This is a genomic window from Chlorogloea sp. CCALA 695, assembly GCF_003003885.1.
In the GTDB taxonomy this organism is placed as follows: Bacteria; Cyanobacteriota; Cyanobacteriia; order Cyanobacteriales; family Chroococcidiopsidaceae; genus Aliterella.
The window spans coordinates 15,247-32,289 of sequence record NZ_PVWN01000049.1; the positions used below are offsets into that span (position 1 = coordinate 15,247).

General features: G+C 42.8%; 15 protein-coding genes. 4 read left to right on the forward strand and 11 right to left on the reverse strand.

Features of this window, described 5'->3' with window-relative positions; all coding sequences use genetic code 11:
• Positions 1–335 precede the first annotated feature (335 nt).
• Positions 336–2,063, forward strand: a complete 1,728-nt coding sequence (locus C7B70_RS19200; RefSeq protein WP_233220998.1) for a DUF1565 domain-containing protein — start codon at positions 336–338, stop codon at positions 2,061–2,063.
• 36 nt (positions 2,064–2,099) lie between these two features.
• Here the strand turns inward: C7B70_RS19200 and C7B70_RS19205 are convergent, their stop codons facing one another.
• Together C7B70_RS19205 and C7B70_RS19210 are read right to left on the reverse strand one after the other, a co-directional pair.
• Positions 2,100–3,287 (reverse strand): glycosyltransferase family 4 protein, encoded by a 1,188-nt coding sequence (locus C7B70_RS19205; protein ID WP_106370615.1) that lies wholly within the window; start codon positions 3,285–3,287, stop codon positions 2,100–2,102.
• Between the two features lie 85 nt (positions 3,288–3,372).
• A complete protein-coding gene (locus tag C7B70_RS19210) occupies positions 3,373–4,983 on the reverse strand; it encodes a DUF2079 domain-containing protein (protein WP_106370616.1) in 1,611 nt (536 codons plus the stop codon).
• A gap of 151 nt (positions 4,984–5,134) precedes the next feature.
• Here C7B70_RS19210 and C7B70_RS19215 point away from each other — a divergent pair, with 151 nt between their 5' ends.
• Positions 5,135–6,532 (forward strand): TldD/PmbA family protein, encoded by a 1,398-nt coding sequence (locus tag C7B70_RS19215; protein ID WP_106370617.1) that lies wholly within the window; start codon positions 5,135–5,137, stop codon positions 6,530–6,532.
• Here C7B70_RS19215 and coaE read toward each other — a convergent pair.
• The 3 genes from coaE to thrC are packed head-to-tail and all read right to left on the reverse strand — an operon-like array spanning position 6,483 to position 9,715.
• Positions 6,483–7,109, reverse strand: coding sequence for a dephospho-CoA kinase (gene coaE / locus C7B70_RS19220; RefSeq protein WP_106370626.1), 627 nt, complete (start codon positions 7,107–7,109; stop codon positions 6,483–6,485). The genes C7B70_RS19215 and coaE overlap by 50 nt on opposite strands.
• A 1-nt stretch (position 7,110) precedes the next feature.
• A complete protein-coding gene (gene cobA, locus C7B70_RS19225) occupies positions 7,111–8,613 on the reverse strand; it encodes a uroporphyrinogen-III C-methyltransferase (protein WP_106370618.1) in 1,503 nt (500 codons plus the stop codon).
• Positions 8,614–8,623: 10 nt separating this feature from the next.
• The gene (gene thrC / locus C7B70_RS19230; RefSeq protein ID WP_106370619.1) at positions 8,624–9,715 is read right to left on the reverse strand and encodes a threonine synthase; all 1,092 of its coding nucleotides are present in this window, start codon (positions 9,713–9,715) and stop codon (positions 8,624–8,626) included.
• 211 nt (positions 9,716–9,926) lie between these two features.
• Here thrC and C7B70_RS19235 point away from each other — a divergent pair, with 211 nt between their 5' ends.
• Positions 9,927–11,078 (forward strand): alanine--glyoxylate aminotransferase family protein, encoded by a 1,152-nt coding sequence (locus C7B70_RS19235; protein ID WP_106370620.1) that lies wholly within the window; start codon positions 9,927–9,929, stop codon positions 11,076–11,078.
• Between the two features lie 158 nt (positions 11,079–11,236).
• Here C7B70_RS19235 and C7B70_RS19240 read toward each other — a convergent pair whose 3' ends face one another.
• The 6 genes from C7B70_RS19240 to C7B70_RS19265 all read right to left on the reverse strand — a co-directional run bounded on the left by C7B70_RS19240 (position 11,237) and on the right by C7B70_RS19265 (position 15,314).
• Entirely contained in the window at positions 11,237–11,428 is a 192-nt protein-coding gene (locus tag C7B70_RS19240) for a DUF2949 domain-containing protein (RefSeq protein ID WP_106370621.1), read from the reverse strand.
• Between the two features lie 310 nt (positions 11,429–11,738).
• The gene (locus C7B70_RS19245) at positions 11,739–12,206 is read right to left on the reverse strand and encodes a DUF192 domain-containing protein (protein WP_199192364.1); all 468 of its coding nucleotides are present in this window, start codon (positions 12,204–12,206) and stop codon (positions 11,739–11,741) included.
• A gap of 36 nt (positions 12,207–12,242) precedes the next feature.
• A complete protein-coding gene (gene nblR / locus C7B70_RS19250; RefSeq protein ID WP_369831915.1) occupies positions 12,243–12,932 on the reverse strand; it encodes a response regulator transcription factor NblR in 690 nt (229 codons plus the stop codon).
• A gap of 129 nt (positions 12,933–13,061) precedes the next feature.
• Positions 13,062–13,979, reverse strand: coding sequence for an NAD(+) kinase (locus tag C7B70_RS19255; RefSeq protein WP_106370627.1), 918 nt, complete (start codon positions 13,977–13,979; stop codon positions 13,062–13,064).
• A gap of 121 nt (positions 13,980–14,100) precedes the next feature.
• Positions 14,101–15,081 carry an SDR family oxidoreductase gene (locus C7B70_RS19260; protein ID WP_106370624.1) on the reverse strand — a complete coding sequence of 327 codons (981 nt, stop codon included), beginning with the start codon at positions 15,079–15,081 and terminating at the stop codon, positions 14,101–14,103.
• Between the two features lie 119 nt (positions 15,082–15,200).
• Positions 15,201–15,314, reverse strand: coding sequence for a PetM family cytochrome b6-f complex subunit 7 (locus tag C7B70_RS19265; RefSeq protein WP_009630805.1), 114 nt, complete (start codon positions 15,312–15,314; stop codon positions 15,201–15,203).
• A gap of 65 nt (positions 15,315–15,379) precedes the next feature.
• Here C7B70_RS19265 and pdxA point away from each other — a divergent pair, with 65 nt between their 5' ends.
• Complete coding sequence (pdxA, locus tag C7B70_RS19270) at positions 15,380–16,474, forward strand: 4-hydroxythreonine-4-phosphate dehydrogenase PdxA (RefSeq protein ID WP_106370625.1); 1,095 nt, start codon at positions 15,380–15,382, stop codon at positions 16,472–16,474.
• The last annotated feature ends 569 nt before the right edge of the window (positions 16,475–17,043 follow it).

Consider the following 17,043-nt stretch of genomic DNA (forward strand, 5'->3'; position numbering starts at 1 on the left):
ATGTTACTGTTTCTAAGATGTAACAGACCCTTGACAAATATTGATGGAGCTTTTTCCTACAGAAACTATATAAAAACCCTCCGCTAAAGAGTAGAAATAAATACTTTTTTAGCCCTTGATCTTATTTAACATCGGCGGTATAACCAAAACAAATATAAAATAATTCGTCAGCTATTTAAAAGCTAGTAAATAGCCTAAAACAATCTACTTTCCATTGGCCCCGAACCAACAGCTTTAGATTGTTGTCTTTAAACAATGCCACAATTGTAAATTTAAAGATTGATTAAAGGAGTAATGTGAATTTCCTATATCATCCCAGCCATTTTTTTAAAATCGTGAAACATTGTAATTATTTAATTGCTCCGGCATTATGCTTGACTACTGTTACTGTATTGTGCAGTATTGATTTAAGCTTGGCTGCACCGCTTAGGAGTGTTGACTCGATTACTCAAGTACCTACTTCTGCAAATCAGCTATTTGTAAATCCTGCCGGAAATCCTACAGGTAACGGGAGCGAAGGTACGCCTTTTAAAACGATTACTCAAGCATTGCAAGTAGCTGGAGATAATAGTGTAATTGTTTTGGCGACGGGTACTTATAGCGCCGAATCGGGGGAAACCTTTCCTTTGATGCTCAAAAGTGGGGTATCGATTCAAGGTAATTCTCCATCAAAGGGACGCGATATTGTGATCAATGGCGGCGGTGCTTATATGAGCCGTACCTTTGCTAGGCAAAATATTACAATGTTGGGGGCAAATAATGCCGCTATTTCAGGAGTGACAATTACAAATAACAATCCGCGTGGTTATGGGTTGTGGATTGAGTCGAGTAGCCCTATGGTAAGCGACAATACTTTTACGGGCAATAAACACGATGGCATTTCTGTTACTGGTAATAGTGCGCCCAAAATTCGCAACAATTATTTTTACCTTAATGGCGCTAATGGGATGACAATTTACGGTACATCAGCACCAGAAATTCAGGAAAATGTTTTTGAAAAAACTGGGTTTGGCATTAATATTGCCCAAAAAGCAGCGCCAATTATCACAAATAATCGCATAATTCAAAATCGCTCTGGAATTATCACCCAAGCGAATGCACACCCGGTATTGCGCGGTAATATTATTGAAGGAAATACCGAAGATGGGTTAGTCGCAATTTCTACTAGCCAGCCAGATTTAGGCACAAAAGCCGAACCCGGAAAAAATGTATTTCGCCAAAACGGACGTTTTGATATTAATAGCAGCGCTTCAAAACAGCTATTGGTAGCTTTTGGCAATCAACTAGAGAGCGATCGCATTAGCGGTAATTTAGACTTGAGCGGCACAATAAACCCAACTCAACCCCAAATTGCCCAAAATGTCCCCAGCGTTAGCACTCAGCCTCTTAGACCTGTAGTAGCGCCCCTAGGGAGGACAACTCCATCGCTACCAGCAGCATCTTTAGGAGTTGGACAGCTACCTACACCCCCAAGAGTGCCAACCCTTTCTAGTAGCAACGCACTATCTACCACAAGTATTGAAATTATCGTACCGCCGCCAGAAAAAGCTAGCTTTGTACCAGTTGTTGAAGTTACTGCAAGGGCTGCTCAAGGTAGCGATCTTGCGAGTGTTCCCCAAATTGAGATTCCCCCACCGCCCATTGTCTCTGGGCAAATTAACCCGCCAGCAACGATAGACAACAATTTACCTGTATTGCAATCTGCCCAAATTGTCGAAGCAGACCTATTACCCGTACCTGGGGGCAATATTCCCGTTGGTGATAGTCGTAAATTACCTAAAGTACCTGTGGTGCAAAATACTAACGTTGCTGTTGATGGTAGCCCACCCTTACCGCCAACTCAAGCAACGAGCCTAGGTTTACGTTACCGGGTAGTAGTAGCCGCCGATAGCAAAAGCCAACAAGACCAGGTGCGAAGCCTTGTGCCGGGAGCCTTTAGAACTTTTAATAATGGTAAAGTGTTGATGCAAGTAGGAGCTTTTGGCGATCGCACCAAGGCTGTAGAAATGCAGCAGTATTTAAGTAGTCAAGGGGTAACTGGCACTATCGAACAACTAAATTGATTAAATAATCGCCTTTTTGCGGAATTTAGTTGAATCTTACCAAGCAGTTTGTGACTTTTCTTGTAATACGCGATTGTAAACGCTCACTGTTTGCTGTGCTAAGTCTTTCCATTGAAAGCGCTGCGCTAAGTCTTGGTAAGCATTGTCTACTAACCACTGTTTATAACCAGGGTTTTTTAATACTTCCAAAATTCCCCAAGCTAAAGAATTAGCATTGCCTGTATAAGTGACGATACCTGTCTTTGTATGTTGTACAACTTCCGGTAAACCTCCCGTATCGGAGACTACAACAGGGACACGGGCGGCAAAACTTTCTAAAGCTACAATCCCAAAGGGTTCATACAAACTAGGAAAAACCGCGCAATCTGCTACAGTTTGAAATTTGTCTAAAGTTTCGTCAGACATGAAACCCGTAAAATAAAACTTGTCCCAAACTCCTAAATCCCAAGCTTGGCGTTGTAAATTGTCAGTGTTACCGCCACCAATAATTACAAATTTGACATCACCGCCCATGGCGGCGGCAACTTTGGGAGCAGCATTAATTAATACCGCCACACCTTTTTCATGGGTCATCCGCCCTACATAGTAGACAATAGTTTCGCGATCGCTTGCAAAATAACGGCGGAAATTCCAGAAGTCAAAATCTGTTTGATGCTGTTTTTTTTCGGCTCTAATCCCGTTATAAATCACATCTACTTTATCCCAAGAACTATGTAGCGCTCTTGCTACTTCACGGCGCATATAGTCCGTACAGACAATCACTCGCCAAGCATTGTAAGCAAGTAGCCTTTCTTTGCCACAAATGTAGTAATGCTCGTTGTTGTAAAGCCCATTGTATCGCCCAAATTCGGTAGCGTGAATAGTAGCAATTAGTGGAACTTTAAAGTTGTGCTTGAGAGAAATTGCCGCGTCTCCCACTAACCAATCATGAGCATGAATTAAATCAAAACCACCTTCTTCCAACATCAATTTAGCGCCATGATTGCCCATGCTGTCGTTTAAATTGACTATCCAATGGAAAAAGTCATTACTTGCAGCAACGCTAACGCGATGTACTTTTACCCCGTCTACTACTTCGTACATTGGCGCTGCGCCAAATTCTACAGTAATTAAGTGGACTTCATGCCCTAAGTTGACAATTTCTGGATACAATTCCGCTACATGGCGAGCAATTCCGCCTACAATTCGCGGTGGAAACTCCCACGTTAGTACCAAAATCTTCATCGACCACAAACCTACAAATATTTCTAAATATATATTGATTTTAGGTAATGGGTGATTGGTAATTGGTAATTGGTAATCTAAAAGATTAAGGCTGATTGGTTGCTTTGAGTTGCTTTTGGTAGGCTAACCAATTAGTTAGAGCTTGATTAGAAGATAACGCGGCTTTTTTGAGCAATACTACACCATCAGCATAATCAATAATTCCGTATTGATGATCGCTTAAAACTTGATTAATTATCGCCCTATAGTCTACTAATAGTTGGCGATCGCCCTTAAACGCGGCTTGGTATTGTTGTAATTGCCAAAGGTCTGCGATCGCATACTCTATACTTACAACGTTCCCAGCATCATTACGCAGTTGCAGCGCCGGAAACCGCAAAATTTCTCGACGGCTCGAAAGAGGGGGAATAAGGTAAGTAGATGCCGATACACTAGCACCGACGGGAATTTGGTCTAAAAGCTTACGCGCTTGGGCGACATGATGCCATTGCTGAGGTAAAGACACGTATACCAAGGGTTGAATCGAGTCGGGAATGATAAAATAAAAAGTCCGACTAGGGTTTGAAGTCAGAGTAAATATTAAGGACAAACCAATGCAAACTGTCCAAAAACGTTGAAACGATGGCTTAAATTGTTTAGGGTGATGCGCTAACCAAAGTATTGCACCATAAAATAGCCCAGGAACTACCGTTAAAGCATAGCGAATTGTAATTGCTAATCTTGATTCTCCTTGCTGGAGAAAGATTTGCAGCAATGGAAACCCCGCCACTAGCCAAGCTGTGCCAGAAACCGCCGGGATAAAAGCTAAAGGTAGCCAATGACCGAGTAAATACTTGACTTTGGTGGCAAAAGGTGAAAATAAATGTACCAACAACTGCCCCGGTTGGCTAACAATTGCCCAAATAATATCTAAAGTAGTTGCTTCTTCTTTATCGGTGAAATGTCCAAAGCGTTCGATCATAAACCGCCGGGAAATATCGTCAGAAAAGAGCGGCATAATGGCATTAGTCAGCACTAGCATATAACCTAGGCTAAGAGTGCAAACCATTAGCCCTATCTGAGGGTAGCGTTTGCTTAAAATTAAATAAAAACCAATACTAAACAGCACCACCCCGCTATCTTCCCGCACCGTTAAAATTAACACTGCAAGCAGCCAAAAGAGCCGCCATTTGCGTTTTTCCATTGCCAGCAGCAACCCAAATACAAATAAGGGAATTTGACTTAGATCGTGGAAATTGGACAGCGTAGGGCCAATTACAGCATTAGCTCCGTAGAAGCTGACACAAATCATCGCCGATAGGGGTGCTTCTAAATAGTGTCTTGCTAACCCATAAAGAACAAACCCCGCCGCCGTAATTAAAATTACTTGCAAAACTGCCAAAGTAGCAGGAGAAGGAAATAAGAGGTAAAGCGGCAGCCATAGGAGTAAAGCAGGGGTGAAATGCTGCCCCAAACGGTGATAAAACACCTCTGGAACTTCGCCATTGTGAACGACATTAGTAGAAAGACTAGAAGAAAGGGAACTTTGAAACATTCGCCCGTGAGTACCGTTCCAAAATACTTGATTAAAAATACCTTGATCGAAGGAAGCGTAAAAAGTGTAGTAGCGATGGAGGATAAATATTAGACAAATAATAAAAAAAATACTTGCTACTTTTGTAACTAACCATAAACTCGGCTGTTGCCGTAATTTCATTAATATCAATGGTTTTCAGCCCTCAACGACGTGAAAATTAATTTTATCAGCCAAAGAGAACGGGCAGAAAGGTGTAACTTTTGATTTTTAGTAGTAACTGCTGCCGGATTCGTTGCAAAATAGAGTCAGTTTACTATCTTTGGCTACTTTTATGCCGATCGCGGTTGTTGATGCCCAAAACTTGCTTGCCGACTTAATCTCCCGCTATCGCTCTAGAGTAGATTATTTAGCTATTCGTCTAGAAGAAGCCGAAGGGACAGATATTTTACGGCGTGGTGACAAAATAGAAACCCTCAGCGAAGGTTTATCTATTGGCGGACAAATTCGCGCTTGTTATAAAGGCGGCTGGGGATTGAGCAGCTTTAACGAACTTGCCACCATTGAAGAGCGAATTGAAGAAGCTGTAACCGCCGCCCGGATTGTGGGGGATTCGGAAACTTTATTAGCGGAAATTGCCCCCCACCAAGAGGTTTGTTTTGTGCCTTTGACGGGAACCGATCCGCGTCATGTTTCTTTGGCGGCAAAAAAAGAATTATGCGACTTCTATGGTGAAATTCTCAAAAGTGTAGCTCAAGTTACTACAACCTCTGTCCGCTACGGCGACACTGTGCAAAGAGTAGTTTTAGCAACATCAGAAGGAACATTAATCGAGCAATCGTGGGTAGATATGGAGATGCGTTTTGCCGCTACCGCTCGTAATGGCGACACCGTACAAACTGGGCGCGAAACTTTTGGTTCTCGTAAGGCTTACGAAGACTTAACGAATTTAGAATCGCAAGTTTTTAGTGCAGCGACAAGAGCCGTTGCAGCGCTATCTTTGCCAGCCGTTAAAGGCAATACCTATACCGTAGTTATCGATCCAATTTTAACGGGTTTATTTGTCCATGAAGCTTTTGGTCATCTTTCCGAGGCTGATATGGCTTACGAAAACCCCGATTTGCTCGAAGTTATGAGCCTAGGACGGCGCTTTGGGCCTAAAGAACTGCAAATATTTGATGGTGCGGCTCCTCTAGGTCATCGCGGCAGCTTTTTTTATGATGATGAAGGCACTCCTGCAACTACAACGCAACTAATTAAAGATGGCGTATTGGTGGGTAGGTTGCATTCGCGAGAGACGGCGGGGAAGTTAGGCGAAGCGCCTACGGGAAATGCTCGGTGTCTTAACTATCACTATGCGCCTATTGTCCGCATGACTAATACTTGGATCGAGCGGGGGACAACGCCTGTAGCTGATTTGTTTAGCGACATTGAAGAAGGGGTTTATGCGAGTAATTGGTTAGGGGGAATGACTAACGGCGAAATGTTTACCTTTAGTGCTGGAGAAGCGTGGATGATTCGCAACGGACAGATAGCGGAGCCTGTAAAAGACGTTACGTTGTCGGGGAATGTCTTTCAAACTTTGGCAGATATTGAAGGGATAGGAGACGATTTTTACTGGGATGAATCCGGTGGTTGTGGTAAAGGTGGACAAAATGGGCTACCTGTGGGTTGCGGCGGCCCTAGTTTGCGGATTCGGGATGTGGTAATTGGCGGGGAAGCGGAGGTTTAAGCATTGCTGCGTCTATTTGGTTGTACAGAAATTCTTGGCTAGAGGAATTGTCTAAAATTAAACTAGCGCGATCGCATTTTTTCTCTAAAGACATCTGGCTACTAATTCTAGCTTGGGCAGCTTCTAAGCTTAAGCTTTCACGCTGCCTTAATCTTGCTAGTTGCTGGGATGGGTTGCAATACACTACCCAAATTTCGGTAACTAAATCTGTCATCGCAGCTTCAAATAGTAACGGGATGACAAGCACTATTGACTCTGCTGGGGATTTATCAATTTCTTGTACAAAAGCATCGCGCACGAGAGGATGAATTTGCTTTTCTAACCACTGACGCTCATAGATATCGGCAAAAACAATACTTCCCAACTCTTGCCGATTTAAACTACCATCGGCTAACAATATATTTGCACTATAACGAGAGGCGATCGCATTTAGGGCTACTGAACCAATTTCAACGGCGTTTCTAGCGTAAATATCCGCGTCCAAAATTGGCAATTTATATTGTGCCTCTAAATACTTACTGGCGGTGCTTTTGCCTGTACTGATGCCTCCAGTTAAGCCAATTAAGCGACGTTTAATTTTACTTTTCATCAGCCCATTGGACAATTGCAGTAGTTAATCCTTCTAGAGTATATTCTGTAGCTTCTACGTCAACTTTTTGTAGCAATTGCTGACAAGTTTTTGAAGTTTGTGGGCCAATAGAGGCAATACAAACACGCTCTAAATCAACTTCTCCCCAGTCTGTTAGAAGTTGATGAAAGCATTTGACAGTTTTTGAACTAGCAAAGGTTAGCACGTCTACCGTACCCTGTTTTAATGCTTCTAAAGCAATGGGATCGAAGCTATCGGGACACGTAGATTGATAAGCAGCTACTTCGACTACTTCTGCGCCTTTAGCGCTTAATTGCTGAACTAAAACTTCCCTTCCCCCACTTTCTACCCTAGGAAATAGCACTTTTTTACCTTTTAAGGGTTCGGGGAAATCACTTGCGATCGCATCGGCGACAAATTCCGAGGGGATAAAGTCAGGCTTTAAACCATATTGTTTGAGAACTTGGGCAGTTTTTTCGCCAACTACAGCAATTTTTAATCCCGATAAAGCACGAGCATCTTTATTTTGAGTTGCCAACCGCTCAAAAAAATAATCTACCGCATTAGCAGAAGTTAGAATCAACCAATCGTATTCTAGTAAATGTGCGATCGCCCGATCTAATGCTTCCCAACTAGCAGGCGGGATAATAGCAATGGCTGGCATTTCAATAACTTTAGCGCCTTGTTGCTGTAATAATTGGCTAAATTGGCTAGATTGTCCTACCGAGCGCGTGATTAAAATTGTTTTTCCTATTAGGGGAAGCAATGAAGATTGAAGATAGGTGCGTAACTTGACTACTTCCCCAATTATCATCACTACAGGAGTTAGGGAAATTTCTGTAGTTTGAGCAACAATATGGGCTAAATCGCTTGTCCATACTCGTTCTTGGGGAGAACTAACCCAACGGGCGATCGCAATTGGCGTTTGCAACGATCTTCCATGCCTTTCTAATTGAGCGACAATCTCTGCTAAATGTTGCCCTCCCATTAAAACTACCAAGGTGTCAATACGCGCCAAAGCTTCCCAGTCTAATTCGTCTGGCTCGTGAGCCGTAAACACAGCAAAACAGCGACTAAGCACCGGATCTGTTAGGGGAATGCCTAACAACAAAGGAGCCGCCAACGCTGAGGATATTCCCGGTACTACTTCAAAATCGCAATTGCTACCTTTAAGTGCCGTTATTTCAGCAGTGCAGCGCCCAAAAATAAACGGATCTCCACTTTTAAGCCTGACTACTTGTTTCCCTAGCTGACAATGTTCTACCAATAACTGATTAATTTCTACTTGCGGCGTGCTACTTTTTCCACCGCGCTTACCCACATCAATTTTGTGACATTCGGGCGGTACTTGCTGCAATAATTGACTATCAACCAAAGCATCGTAAACTAACACCTCAGCTTTAATTAATAGTTGCTGCGCTCGAATAGTTAAATAATTAACATTTCCTGGCCCCGCACCGACTAGGTAGACTTTACCCTTCCCCTGCGCCATAACAAATAACCTAAAATCCCATTGCTTTAGCAACAGCCTCAATTTGTGGCTCGATACCTTGCTGAAAAGAGTTTTGACTATGTTTAATAGCTGTATCAGGATCTTTCAACCCATTTCCTGTCAAAACGCAGACAACTTTTGCTCCGGTGGGAATTTTGTCTTTAACCTTTAGCATTCCTGCTACCGAGGCGGCGCTTGCTGGCTCACAAAATATCCCTTCTTCCGATGCCAACAATCTATAAGCAGCTAATATTTCCTCATCAGTAACAGCATTAAACTCACCTTGGCTTGCTTCTTTAACTGCGATCGCTTTGAGCCAATTTGCGGGATTGCCAATTCTAATGGCTGTCGCTAAAGTATCGGGATTTGTTACAGGTTTTCCGGTAATTAAAGGCGATGCTCCCGCCGCTTGAAAGCCCATCATACGCGGCAAGCGAGTACATTTAGATGCGGCATGATATTCACAAAATCCCATCCAGTAGGCGGTAATATTTCCCGCATTTCCTACCGGAATACACAGCCAATCGGGAGCATCTCCTAAAACTTCCACCACTTCAAAGGCGGCGGTTTTTTGCCCTTCTAAACGGTAAGGATTGACCGAGTTTACCAGTGTTACCGGGTAATTAGTCGCCATCTCCCGGACTATTTCTAGCGCTTGGTCAAAATTGCCCTTAATCGCCAATACCTCGGCTCCGTATAGCAATGCTTGAGCCAACTTACCTAAAGCTACATAACCTTCAGGAATTAGTACAAAAGCGCGCATTCCTCCGCGTTTGGCATAGGCGGCGGCGGCGGCGGAGGTGTTTCCGGTACTCGCACAAATTACTGCGGTCGCTCCGGCTTCTTTTGCCTTAGAAATTGCCATAGTCATACCCCGATCTTTGAAGCTTCCGGTCGGGTTTAGACCATCATACTTTGCCCAAACGCGCACCTGTCTACCGATGCGATCTTGAATAGCTGGCAGAGGAATTAAAGGCGTATTTCCTTCTAAGAGGGTGATAACAGGGGTTTTATCGGTTACAGGCAGGTAAGGACGGTAGGTTTCTATAAGTCCAGACCAAGATTGTTGAGAAGATGTTAGGGGCAAGCTTAAAGTCGTCATTCGATCGGGGGAATGGATGGCAATAGCGCAAAAGACCTGAGACTTTTACTCTACTTAGTGTACCGCGATCGCTTCTTTTCTAAAAAAATATAACATCGCGCCTGCTTATCTTTTGAGCTTTGCGACAAACTTATCGGGAATTATCCGATAGTTAACGCAATTATGTAATCCTAAATAGTCTGGACTCTTATTTAAAGCAAAGGTGAAATCAATGGACGATAAATTAATGCTAATGATTCCTGGGCCTACTCCCGTACCAGAATCAGCACTACTTGCTTTAGCCAAACACCCCATTGGTCATCGTACTAGCCAGTTTAGTAATGTGCTAGGGGAAGTAACTCAAAACCTCAAATGGCTGCACCAAACCCAAAACGATGTTTTAATGCTGACAACTAGCGGTACAGGGGCGGTAGAAGCGGGAATGATTAACTTTTTGAGTCCAGGCGATCGCATTATTGTTGGTTGCAATGGTAAATTTGGTGAACGTTGGGCCGAAGTTGGGGAAGCTTACGGTTTAAATGTCGAACAAATTACTGCCGAATGGGGACAACCTTTAGATCCGCAACTGTTTGCTGACAAGCTGAGTAACGATACTGACAAGCAAATTAAAGCTGTAATTGTTACTCATAGCGAAACTTCTACAGGCGTATTAAATGACTTAGAAACTATCAATCGTCACGTCAAAAATCATGATTCGGCGTTGATGATTGTAGACGCGGTGACAAGCTTAGGCGCGGTTAATTTGCCTGTGGATGAGTGGGGTTTAGATATAGTAGCTTCCGGTTCGCAAAAAGGCTACATGATCCCTCCTGGGTTGGGTTTTGTCTCTGTTAGTCCCAAAGCTTGGGAAGCTTACAAAACCGCAAAATTACCTCGTTATTATTTAGACTTAGGGAAGTACCGCAAATCTGCGGCTAAAAATACTACTCCTTTCACGCCGCCAGTAAATTTAATCATGGCGCTACATACTACTTTAGGGATGATGAAAGCCGAAGGCTTAGAATCGATTTTTAGTCGTCACCACAGGTTAATGAAAGCTACCCGCGCTGGAATTAAAGGCTTAAATATGCCCTTATTTGGCGCTGATGAATTTGCAAGTCCCGCTATTACCGCCGTTGCACCCCAGGGAGTAGAAGCCGATCAAATTCGTTCAATTTTGAGCAAGCGGTTTGATATTGCCGTAGCTGGGGGACAAGATCATTTAAAAAACAAGATATTTCGGATTGGTCACTTAGGTTTTGTGAGCGATCGCGATATATTAACTGCTATAGCTGCTCTTGAAGTTGCTTTGTGCGAACTTGGTTATGAAGGGTTTACTCCCGGTGGGGGAATAGCCGCCGCCGCTAGAGTTTTTGCCCAGTAAGGCTTTGATTGCATTAAAAAAGCGGGTTGATAATTCAACCCGCTTTTTATTTTTTGTAGCAATAGATAGAAATTTTCTCGATTTTTGCCTAGTCAGCATCATAAATTAAGCACCATCGATTTTGACTTACCTTTTTACCCCTAACCAATTAGTACGATTTAAGCCGCCTCTAACCAGTCGTAAATTCTATCCAATTGCTCTAGCGTAACTAACCCATATTGCCAAAGAATCATTGGTAACGGGCCTGGATCTTGCTCTCGATGCCTTAAAGCAACAGCAACTTCGGCGGTTGAAATTGCCAGATCCTCCTGCAAAAAATTGATAAACCGTGTGTACTTTAAAGGAGCCATTAACTTTTCACCTCTTGAAAAGACTTTTAATTTTATACTTAGACTTAATAAGTATTTCTTAGCTTGAGCTAGGAAACCAACTATTTCTTGTTTTAGTAAGTGTTAGTCACCTGTAGTTACGATTGATTGCTTACGGTGTCAATTTTCGTACAAGTTTAAGCGCAAAATAAGATTCTAACTTACCTTGCTTTAATTTGACTAAAAGTGATTAGATTCTTTTGTACCGCAGAACGACATACCCCTTATCTATAATAAGGAGTATTTTTTACAGGACTATTAATTACTAGCGACTACAAATAAATATAATTAGCTACTTTTTTACGGGCAAAAATTTAATTTCAAGGGGTGCGCCTACGTTTAAGCCTAATTCTTTTGCTCTACCGCCGCGAAGTTCAATGACGCGATCAATCGGTATTCCTGGTCCATAAGTAGGACAGGGAGTAGTCTTACAAGGAGGTACGGCAGCCAAAATTGCTTTTACCTTGCCATCTTTAACAAAAATCATATCTAGAGGGATGACAACATCTTTCATCCAAAACCGGACGCTTTGGGGCGGATTAAATTCAAATAGCATTCCGCGATCACCCGCTAACGTAGTACGGTACATTAGCCCTGTAGCTTGCTGTGCGGCGGTTTTAGCAACTTCTAGTCCCACAATGTTACTTCTGATCGCAAATTGAGCCGAAATCGGCAAGCTTTGCCCCAAAGCTGTTGTTTCTGGCATAGCGGTAGAAGTAGAATCGCAACCCATCAACGTCATACTTAGTATTATTCCCATTACCGCCAACCAACGACTCACCGATTTGCCCCCAATTTAATAAGCTTCTCTTAAAACGTAGCCTACGCCGCGTACCGTTTGAATCAGGCGTTTTTGACCTTCATCTTCTATTTTCAAGCGCAGGTAACGAATATAAACTTCAATGACATTTGATTCGCCCCTAAAGTCGTAGCCCCAAACATTTTCTAAGATTTGTTCGCGGGTTAATACTTCGCGGGGATGTTCCATTAAATACTTTAGCAATTCAAATTCTTTCATAGTCAGATCGATCGCGCGTCCGTGACGAATAGCACGACGAGTAGCTAAATCGATACCCAAGTCGCCAAACCGTAATTGTTCTGTAACGGCGGGTTCTTGCAAGTACAGACGCACTAATTTTAAAAATTCTTCGGAGCGGTAGGGTTTGAGAAAGTAATCATCCGCGCCCGATTCTAGACAAGCTACGCGATCATCAACAGTATCTCTTGCCATCAATACTAGCATTGGCTCTCTTGCGCCAGTTTTTCTTAATCTTTCACACAAATTTAGCCCTGATTCTCCTGCCAGCATTCGATCAACGACAATTAAAGCTGGATGGCGATCGCGCGCTTCGTGGATTCCTCTAGCTGCATCATTGGCTACTATTGCTTCATAGCCCGACGCTTGCAAGTCGAGACTGACTTGCGATGCTAAAACTTCGTCTGTCTCAATTACCAACACACAGGTGTTGCGTTCAACAGTTGTAATCATAATTTTATTGGCTTAAGGCTAATTAACCGCCAATCCTTGATTGTGGTTTTAATCTAACTCAAACAATGATTTAAACCAACTCGATTTAAGCCGTTTTGAGTATTAATACCTATTGTACTCCTAAACTTAAGGAAGTTCCACCGAAGTAGGTTTAGCAATGTGAGCTAAACCCCAGCCAAGTTTTTCGCGTAAGATGCGGAAAAACTCTGGAGATTGCAGGCGAATAAATTTGGCAGCGTAGGGCGACTTTTCAATCAGTACGCGATCGTCGGGAAATACAAAGCAGCCAGCATTACCATCAACCACCATAACTAAACGAGTTGGATTAGCTGGAAAAACTGTAACCACCTCTGTATCTGCAAACACTAAAGCTCTGGAAGCTAGGGAATGAGGACAAATTGGTACTAATTGCAATACTGGCACTCCCGGCGTTACTACGGGGCCGCCAGCGCTTAAAGAATAAGCTGTAGAACCCGTTGGCGTAGAGACAATGATCCCATCGGCGGCAATATCTACAGGCGCGTGACGACCGATCGCAATTTCAAAATGGCACATACTGGTTAAAGGTTCTCGATGCAGCACCATTTCATTGAGACAAAGAGCTTCCCAAGCTACAGCACCTTGGCGAATTACTTGCACCGTTAGCATTACCCGTTCTTCAATCTCGTATTCCCCCTCCATCACGCTGTCTAAGGCTTCGGGCAGCGTGTTAACGTAGGTTTCGGTCAAAAAACCCATATGACCGCTATTGACAGCTAGTAACGGAATACCCACCGGGGCAACTTGGCGAAAGGCTGACAACACCGTACCATCGCCGCCTAAAACTACGGCAAAGCTCATCTGTGAGTCGAAGCCTGGAGGAGTCAAACATTCTATAGGGGTATGATATACGGGACTTTCTGGCGTAGCATAGCCCAAAATACCCCCCATGCCAGTAGTCATACAAACATCACAACCAATAGCTATCAGTTTGTGTTGTAATTCGTGAGCAACTCGACGAGCTACGGGCTTTTCGTCATTGTATATGATGCCTATTTTCGGCACTTGCACGCATCCAAATTAAAGCTAGGCTTAATGTTAGTTTGATCGTTGCACATTTTGGAGTCAATTATTCTTAAGGCGATCGCCTGTTAAGGGCGTAGAACTAAAAATAACAGAGGTAGAATTAGGATTTATTAAAAGGAGTCTTTTTTTGAGATTTCTTTTTAGTTTTTAACTTTTCATAGTCTAATTCTTTAAGTTTTTTCATGATCCTGGCGAAATACTCTTGCATATAGCTTTCTAGCGTAGTAGTTTCCTCAAGATTCAACTGGAATGCTTGATATACTTCTTCCATTGGTGCTGTGATGGGTTTACCCGTTGCTAATACTTCCGCAAAAGCTAATCTGTCAGACAAATTCCAACCCCACTGAAAAAACCGGGATACATTGCGTACCGTCCGCAGTAGGTTTATAGGCATCCGAGTTATTCGCGCATCTTGTCCTGATAATCTTTCGCACAAACTAATAATTTCCTCTGCACTCCAAGGACGAGTACCAACTAAAGGAAAAGTTTTGTTTTCAGTTTCCGGTATTTTCAGAGCGCGGACGGCAAACTTAGCAATATCTTGAGTATCCATGTAAGCAACTGGAGACGATTCGCCAGTAATCCAGACTGCTTGTTTTTCTAAAATAGGAATAGCGTACTGACCAATTAAGCCTTGCATAAAGCCACTTAGCTGCAACACGGTGTAATTTAAGCCAGATTGAGCTAAAAATAACTCCGTACACCGTTTGATTTCCATTAACGGTACGTCAGGGAACTTATCGGAGTCTAGGAACGAAAAGAAAATATAGCGTTCAATTCCTGCTGCTTTCGCCGCTTGGATTAAGGAAACTTTACCGTCCCAATCTACCTGTTTAATACTTAATGAATCTGTAGGGCGGCTGGTAGCAGCGTCAATTATTTGCGTAATTCCTTCAAGCGATGGCGGTAAAGTATCGGGATAACACAAGTTTCCTTGGACAATTTCCGCTCCCCATTCTCTCAAAAAGGCTGCTTTTTTTGGGCTTCTGACTAAACAGCGTACTTTATACCCCTCATCCAGAGCGCGGCGAACTACTTGCCTTCCTAATGTTCCTGTGGAACCGACAACTAATAAAGTCATGAGGGGTGATTTTGTGAATGTTAATTTTTATTAATAAAATCTTATCAGAATAAGCTTGACAAATATTACGAGAAGGGAGAGAAAAACAAAATGCCTACTCAATCCCTCCTCTTGGCTAATTAGAGCGCTTCTTCTTCGTCACCTTGGATTTTGAGTAGGGCGTAGCCTAAGACTATGCCGACTAGGATTAAAGAAAAAGACAAAATAATGGCTGTAAACATCTCGCCGCCCATAGATAAATCCTCCAGTTGGATTTGGGAAATAATTAGATAGTCGTAATGTATCTTAAAACAATTTTATGGATTCTATAGAAATAGCAGACATACCTAGTACAAAAAAAACTTATCGTCCGCGCTTAGTATTGCCTGTAGGCGATCCAGCCGGGATTGGAATAGAAGTAACTTTACAAACATTGAACGATTCAGAAGTGACAAAGAATTGTGATGTTACTGTTATAGGCGATCACATTCAATTAACCGAATTTTACGATCGCCAAGATTTAGAGAAGCAAAAGTATATACATCCAAGTAAATTATCGATTATAGATATTCGTAGTAGCAATCAAATAACTGTAGGTAGAGGTAATGCTGCTAGTGGAGATGCAAGTTTTAGGTACTTAGAAAATGCGATCGCGCTTACTTTGGCGGGAAAATTTGACGGGATTGTTACAGCCCCGATTGCTAAATCTGCATGGAAAGCGGCGGGATACAATTATCCTGGACAAACCGAACTATTAGCCGAACGCTCAGGAGTAGAAAAGTTTGGGATGTTATTTGTAGGTACATCGCCCCATACAGGCTGGACGCTGCGAAGTCTATTAGCTACCACACATATACCTTTAAGACAGGTAGCAGACACCCTCACGCCGCAGCTAATGGCAGCTAAACTTGATTTATTGGTAGAGTGCTTAGACAAATATTTTGGGATAACAAAGCCAAGAATTGCGATCGCGGGTTTAAATCCGCATAGTGGGGAACAAGGGCAGTTAGGGACAGAAGAACAGGAATGGATGATACCTTGGTTAGAACAAGAACGCGATCGTCGTCCGGGGTTAGTTTTAGATGGGCTAATTCCCCCTGATACCATGTGGGTAAAACCCGCTCAAGCGTGGTTTAGGAGTATTGATAGTTCAAAAGCTCACGATGCTTATTTAGCGTTGTATCACGATCAAGGTTTAATTCCGGTCAAACAATTAGCCTTTGATCGCGCCGTCAATACTTCTATTGGTTTACCCTTTGTGCGTACTTCACCCGATCACGGTACAGCTTTTGATATTGCAGGCTTAGGAATTGCCGATTCTACCAGCATGAAAGCAGCAATTTTGTTAGCAACAGAAATGGTTTGTAGAAAAATATTGCAACCAACAATCACAGAAACAAAGACACCCATATAAATCTACTTGCCAAAAACTTGAACACCCACTGATAAGCCACTTTTGCAAGAGGTTTGGGGTCTGCCCCCCATATCTTGATTTTTCCTAAAGATAATTGACATACTCCCTGGGCTGAAGTCGCAGGGATTCTTCCAGAGTCGCCTCTTGGAATTACTGGTTCATCGAGTCCACTTACCACAATCTAGTTGCCCAAATTATGCAAGAGATGGTTCTCTCAAGCGACGTTTTGGGGGGAATCTTCACCCCAAAAGCTCGAGCCCCAGTCTTTCACTCCATTTCAGAAGTCGATTTCGGTAGGCCCGTGCCAGTATCGTTCAAACCTAATTGCTTGGTTTTCTGGTACTTGGCGCTTAAGTTTTTTACCTTTAGAAGCCTTCCTCTAAAGAACCCCCTAAACTTAGTTTTCAAGGTGCGTTAGTCTTTCGACTACTGGGTTTTTAAAGAGGTTGATTACCCTTTCTACTATGTATATTATAACACATTGGAGAATAACCCTTTTCTGTCATTTTCCGGATATAATAAGTAAAAGAATCAAGAGATAAAAGGCTAAGAGGTAAGCAGAGCAATGG